We start from the raw sequence: 6,240 nt of genomic DNA on the forward strand, positions 1-6,240 counted from the left end.
CAGGGACCAGTAAAAATCTCAAAAAGTAACGATATACTTACAAATATATAAAATAAATTACATTTAAAGTTAACGAAAAAACTCAAATGTAAATTTTTAGTTATCCAGGATGGGTGGGCGATTTGCGGTAACATGCTTAACACATTGAAAATAATGACAATAAAAATCTCTGTTTACAGAGGAGGCTTTTGTATTTTCACGAATGAATGATTAGGGATTCTGCGCCGGTTTCGGTTACCCCGGTTTAATTCCTGCAACCAGTGTATCGGGATCGATAAATTCATTGCTGCTCTGGAAGGTAGGTGTAATCTCTTTTTTACTTCCAACTTTGGCGACTGCTGCACGCCGCTGGTGATAAGATCCAACGCGGCTCTGAGAGCGACGGATATTGCGCTCCAACTGCGGGTTTCGCAGATACTTCAGCGTGTAAATACTGCGAACACGCGGATCGTAGCCAAATATTACCTTCCTTAACTGTTTGCCGGCCCCTTTCCCGTGGGAAATAATGAAAAACTGGATGTAATGAAAATTAGCATGGAGCGATTATGTACAACAACAATGAAGTCATCAGTTACCTACAGGCTAACACAAAACTAATAACCAATTAGAGTATATTAAAAAAGCGCTTATGGCCGTAAATGTTCATATCGCGGCCAGCTCCCTTACCGGTGCGGGGTACGCTTTAGCGGTCGCTACCAGCGTCCGTATTGGATTGACTCTAAGTATTCAACTCAGTGACCTTACGGGACGCGCAGCGGGTACGGCTGCGGGGGTTGTGGCCACGTATGGCCTGGTTCAGAAAGTAGCGGATAGTGCTCGTCGTCTACACATACAATATCCTGCTTATTACTCTGCACTTTACATGCAACAACTGGAAATGATGTATTTCCTGATTGAACCGGTATTCGAGCGCGCGGGCGCACTTGAAGCGCAATGGTCGTCTGATTCCGGTATAGCAAACATCATCACCAGGATGATCAGATAACCATGATTCAATTAATAAAGAAATTTATACTGTGGCAACTCAGGTTTTTATCATCGCTTTATGGTCCTGTAATTCTCACAGTTATTTTCGCACTGCTTCAGGGGTATTTTTTCCCTGACAGTCCTGTCTGGCCTATAGGCGTATTCGCCATAGTTATGATTGTTATTTTTACGCGCTACTGTAAATGGTGACAGCGTTAATAAAGAAATATTCTCTATCGTGATTCATGGAACGATCGCTGTTGTGCCTGACAGCTAAGGGCATCAGGATGCGGACTCTGGATATTGGGAGTTCGCCCCTGCTCTTTTCTGACTGTTTTTACTGAACAATGACAATAGATTGCGTCTGCTCAGCGACATTTTTCCCGCTCCCGGAATTAACCACGCCCGGAAAGTACATTTTTCACCCTAAAAGGGTGTGTGCAATCGCCATATTGGTCTAAAAAACAGCACAAGTCATATTTTTCCGGGGTACTGTATATTTATACAGTATTTATTCTATAGAAGAGCTGCCCTCTGTGCAGGATGACGGAAACAGGCCAGTGAAGACCGAAAACACCGGCAGGATTTCTCATAATCCGGGGAGATATTTGATATCTGTTCACGTCCACCAGCAATGAGGCCTGCCCTCGCGGGCACCGCTATTCACTGCTACTCAGATGTTACCGCTGCGAGGTCGCTGCCTGTGGACCGGCGTTGCCCTGAGCTGCCGCGGGGGAAAGCGTATAAGATCTGCAGTACCGTTTCCGGCAAAGTGGGATATCAGGGAAAAAGGACGTGTGTCCGGGGAATACCGAAGTGCATCCGGCAGAGCGCGATTATCTGCACTACTCTCAGTACGTAGTCTGCCACTGCATACCGTAACGCCTGCAAAAAAATCCGGCCAGGTCCCGGAGTACAGCACCTGGCCGGAGGGATTGCTCCGCTTCAAAAACAGAGCATTGTCATCAGAAAGGATCAGGCAATCGTGTGAGCCAATGTACCAATCTTGCTGATTTCAACTGAAATATGGTCCCCCGGGAACATAAACAGTTGCGGGGTGCGTGATTTACCCACACCTCCCGGTGAACCGGTGATGATCACATCGCCCGGTGCCAGCGGGGTGAAACAGGTCACGTAAGCAATGATGTCCTGCACGGTATGGATCATATTGCCCGTGGAGTCATGCTGCACCTGCTGATCATTCAGGAAGGTTTTGATATCCAGTTGCTGCGGGTCAGGGATCTCATCGGTGGTGGTCATGGACGGACCAAAACCACCGGTCGCCGGCCAGTTTTTACCGGCGGTGAACCAGGTAAACTGCATATCACGTACCGTCGCATCCATAAAGCAACTGTAACCTGCCACATACTGCAGAGCCTCACTGGCCGGTACCTGGTGTGCGGTTTTTCCGATGATCACCGCAAGTTCGCCTTCATAGTCGAACTGTTCGCTGCTGGCGGGTTTCTGCAGCGGCGTGTTATGTGCTGAAAGCGTATCGGCAAAGCGTACGAATAACGTCGGCGCCGGGTTAGTTTCACCGAATTCCTTACGCTTCTCAGAGTAGTTCATGCCGACACAAAGGATTTTACCAGGATTCTCAATGACCGGTAAAAAAGTAATTTCGTCTGGCTGGTGATCTGCAGGTTTATCAGACAACGCAGCAATCTCGCCCAGGGCACCGGCTGTCAGTACCGCTTTAAGATCGCTGTAATCCACATATTTACCGGCATCGATGATACCGTTTTCCCGGATGAGACCGAAGCTGTGCTGGCCATTATTATTTATTTTAAAACTGCATAACTGCATAGTAATTTAGTGTTCTTATGATTGTGAGGGTCCCCATATTATTACGATTGTGACGCAGCAGATCCAGCAGGAAAATGCTTTCAGTTGAACATATTACGTCTGTTCCGGACGTTTTCCCCGGTCACAGATTCCACATCTTCCTGATAAATATCATTATTTTTTAAAAATTCAAAGATAGTTGATCATCCTGCTTAACCGGCTCAGTGTTAAAATTAACTACTGATAAACAAGGGAATTAAGCTAAATAACAGAGGTCAACACCGGTTTTCATTGTACGAACAGCTTAATTCGCTGCTGATCTACCCAGCCCGCCGTGGCACCGGGACCAGGCTCCGGTTACTGGTGACTGAACTCTGCCAGTGGTTCCCGGCGGCAGACTGTGCGTAATTGCTCACGAAGCCAGCGGTGAGCAGGATCTTTGTCCGAGCGCGGATGCCACATCTGCGATACGGTAATTCCGGGGACCTTCACCGGGAGTTCGAACCGGCGCAGAGCGCCTTCCCCCGGCAACGCGGAAATTCCGGGGTAATTTTGCAGGAACGATGCCGGCACCTGAGCGATAAGTTCCGAGCCTGTCACCACGGCCAGTGCCGGCGCAAACCCCGGCACCACAGCCACGACTTCCCGCTGAAAGCCCAGCTCTGCCAGTGCACTGTCTATCGGCCCGTTGTATTTCCCCCGCCTGGATGAGGCAATATGCGGCCAGCGGATGTAGTCCTGCAGCGTAATACGGGTTAACTGTGCCAGCGGATGATGGCTGTTAACCACCCCGACGAACCGGTCACGAAACAGGGCCTGAAGACGGATTTCCGGCCCCATATCCCCGGCCACGCCGATCTCAATATCCACCCGCCCCTCGCGCAGCTGGCTGACGTTTTTTTCCGGCTTAGGGATAAAGCATAGCCGGACGCCCGGGGCCTGTTGCGAAACTACAGCAATCAATGCCGCGCCGAATGCACTGATAAACCCGTCATTGGCCCGCAGGATGAATGTACGCTCCAGTTCCGGCAGGCAAAGTGCGGTGGTGTCCGGCCGCAAAAGCTCTCTCGCGGCAAATACTGTTTTCCGGGTACGTTCGCGGATCTCTTCTGCATAGGGGGTGAGTATCATTTCCCGTCCGGCTCTCACCAGTAACGGGTCGCCGGTCACCGTCCGTAAACGGCTGAGCGTACGGCTCATTGCGGAGGCACTCAGCCCGAGTCTGCGGGCGGCACCGGCCACCGAGCGGGTCGTCAGCAGCATATCCAGCGCGGTTAACAGATTAAAATCAGCCTCAGCCATCGTGAGTTTTCCTGTTGATGTTTTAACCATGGCGTTGTGTGCACTATATAACTGCAAACAATGCACCTTCCGCCTGCTATCCTGAGAGAGTATATTCCCCCCCTTTACAAATCAATGCGCAACCCGGATCGCTTTTTCCGGGCGCAACAAGAAGTAACCGCGGAGACATGTAACATGCTTTTTTCTGATATGCCGGGTGATGAAGGGCTGCCCGGACGACAGCGCCGGCTGGCAATGATAGCAGTGATGATGACCACAGCGATGACTGTCTTTGATGCATCGATGGTCAATGTTGCCCTGCCGCAAATTGCCCGCGCGATGAATGTCCGGGCATCAGAGATTATCTGGGTATCGAACGGCTATCTGTTAGCCGCCGCCATGACACTGGCGATTTTTGCCTCACTGGCCCCCCGGGTGGGCTATCGTGTTCAGTATCCCTGCGGTTTACTGGTTTTCACGCTTTCGTCGCTGGGATGTGCATTATCCGATACCCCGCACACGCTGATAGCCATGCGTATTCTTCAGGGGATTGGGGCTGCCGCGACCCTGAGTATTGGTCCGGCGGTACTGCGTTCAGTTTTCCCTAACCGGTTACTGGGCCGCATTCTTGGTATGAATGCGCTGCTTGTTGCGTCAGGGACAGCCATTGCGCCGTTACTGGGCGGTACATTGCTTTCAGCGTTCAGCTGGCAGTGGCTGTTTGCGATTAACCTGCCGCCGGGAATTCTGGCAATTACTCTGGCCATGCGCGTTTTGCCGGAACGGGTAAAAAAAATTACCGAGCCTTTCGATATTAAAGGGGCTTTTCTGTCGGCCATTGTACCCGGCAGCCTGATCATGGCCGCGGACAGTTTTGCACTGCACGGCGGGCAATCATTAACCTCAGACACCGTACTCCATGCGACAGGTTTCCTGGTACTGGCGGTGGCCGCGGGAGCTGCGTTTATCCGCTGTGAACGCCGGGCCAGTAAACCGCTATTACCATTGTCTATCTTTTCGTCTTCACGTTTTTCACTGGCTGCACTGACCTCAATGGCATCATTTATCAGTCAGGGGATCACTTTTATTGCGCTGCCATTCCTGTTCCAGAATGTGTATGGCTACAGCGCGTTTATCTCGGCATTACTGTTTACGCCGTGGCCGATTGGCATCATTCTGGCCGCTCCTCACGCCGGCCGCCTGTCAGACCGCTTTCCGCCAGCGCTGATCTCCACGACCGGGCTCTGTATTTTTGTCACGGGTCTGGCGCTGCTGGCTACCCTGCCGGAGCATGCCAGTGTCCTTGATATCTGTCTGCGCAGCCTGGTGTGTGGTATCGGTTTTGGCTGCTTCCAAAGCCCGAACAACCGCGAAATGTTATCCAATGTGGCGCGGGAAAACAGCAGTTATGCATCCGGAACACTGGCCATTATGCGGATGTTCGGGCAATGCATGGGCAGTGCCGCCATCGGTGTGATCCTCGCGCTATTCAGCCAGAAAGATCTGCACAGTGAAAGTCATGCCGTACATATTGCCCTGTGGGTTGCCGTGGCTTCCTGCCTGATTGCAATTACCGTCAGCGTCAGCCGCATTCGTCGCCCCTGATGCTTCACTGCCGGGGCTTCAGCCCCGGTGGCTACCTTCACGGGGCCCGGGTTCCCGCGCGTAACCTGTCCTCAGCAGCCTTCCGCCCGACCGTCCGGCAAGTGATGTTCAATAAACCGCTGCAGGATCCCGGTCGCCTCCGGGGTTTCAGTGATTTGCGCCAGAATAACATCAGTATCCCTTCCTTCCTGACTGAAGACCGTCCTGTTTCTCTCTATCATCGCTCTGGCGGCCGCGACCGGGAATTCCGGATGGAACTGGGTGGAAACCGCATACTTTCCGTAACGGATAATCTGATGGGGGTCGATAGCCGACCGGCCAAGCACCTCTGCCCCCGCTGGCAGCCGTGTCACCGACTGCATATGCGTCAAATGCACCGGGAAAGTGGCGGGTAAATTCTCCAGCAAAGGATCGGCCGCGGCAGAGGGAGTCAGGCTGACCGGTAAACATCCTGTTTCGCGAATGCAGTCAAGATACCCCACCTCGCCGCCCAGGGCATGAGCCATCAGCTGATGACCGTAACAGACACCCAACAGCGGCATCTCTGCGGCCATCGCCTGACGTATCCATTCTGCGGTGGCCTCACTCCACGGCAGCCGATCC

General features: G+C 52.1%; 4 protein-coding genes and 2 pseudogenes. 2 read left to right on the plus strand and 4 right to left on the minus strand.

The window, feature by feature from the left end:
• Nucleotides 1–234 precede the first annotated feature (234 nt).
• Nucleotides 235–471: pseudogene (locus CG67_RS17845) on the minus strand (Tn3 family transposase); the annotation flags it as partial.
• Nucleotides 472–586: 115 nt separating this feature from the next.
• Here CG67_RS17845 and CG67_RS11940 point away from each other — a divergent pair.
• Nucleotides 587–985: pseudogene (locus CG67_RS11940) on the plus strand (hypothetical protein); the annotation flags it as partial.
• A 956-nt stretch (nt 986–1,941) separates the two neighbouring features.
• Here CG67_RS11940 and CG67_RS11950 read toward each other — a convergent pair.
• Together CG67_RS11950 and CG67_RS11955 are read right to left on the minus strand one after the other, a co-directional pair.
• A complete protein-coding gene (locus tag CG67_RS11950; RefSeq protein ID WP_025903178.1) occupies nt 1,942–2,772 on the minus strand; it encodes a fumarylacetoacetate hydrolase family protein in 831 nt (276 codons plus the stop codon).
• Nucleotides 2,773–3,108: 336 nt separating this feature from the next.
• Nucleotides 3,109–4,053 (minus strand): LysR family transcriptional regulator, encoded by a 945-nt coding sequence (locus CG67_RS11955; RefSeq protein WP_025903179.1) that lies wholly within the window; start codon nt 4,051–4,053, stop codon nt 3,109–3,111.
• Between the two features lie 174 nt (nt 4,054–4,227).
• Here CG67_RS11955 and CG67_RS11960 point away from each other — a divergent pair, with 174 nt between their 5' ends.
• Complete coding sequence (locus CG67_RS11960; protein WP_025903180.1) at nt 4,228–5,637, plus strand: MFS transporter; 1,410 nt, start codon at nt 4,228–4,230, stop codon at nt 5,635–5,637.
• 71 nt (nt 5,638–5,708) lie between these two features.
• On the opposite strand, the gene CG67_RS11965 is transcribed toward CG67_RS11960, so the two are convergent.
• The coding region (locus tag CG67_RS11965; protein WP_025903181.1) for a glutamine amidotransferase at nt 5,709–6,240 on the minus strand (532 nt) is incomplete at its 5' end.

It is taken from the genome of Tatumella sp. UCD-D_suzukii, from assembly GCF_000611875.2.
Lineage (GTDB): Bacteria > Pseudomonadota > Gammaproteobacteria > Enterobacterales > Enterobacteriaceae > Tatumella > Tatumella ptyseos.

What these genes read in the sequence shown, in the direction of transcription:
- CG67_RS11950 (WP_025903178.1), bottom strand. Translation starts at nt 2,772, where the DNA reads ATGCAGTTATGCAGTTTTAAAATAAATAATAATGGCCAGCACAGCTTC.
- CG67_RS11955 (WP_025903179.1), bottom strand. Translation starts at nt 4,053, where the DNA reads ATGGCTGAGGCTGATTTTAATCTGTTAACCGCGCTGGATATGCTGCTG.
- CG67_RS11960 (WP_025903180.1), top strand. Translation starts at nt 4,228, where the DNA reads ATGCTTTTTTCTGATATGCCGGGTGATGAAGGGCTGCCCGGACGACAG.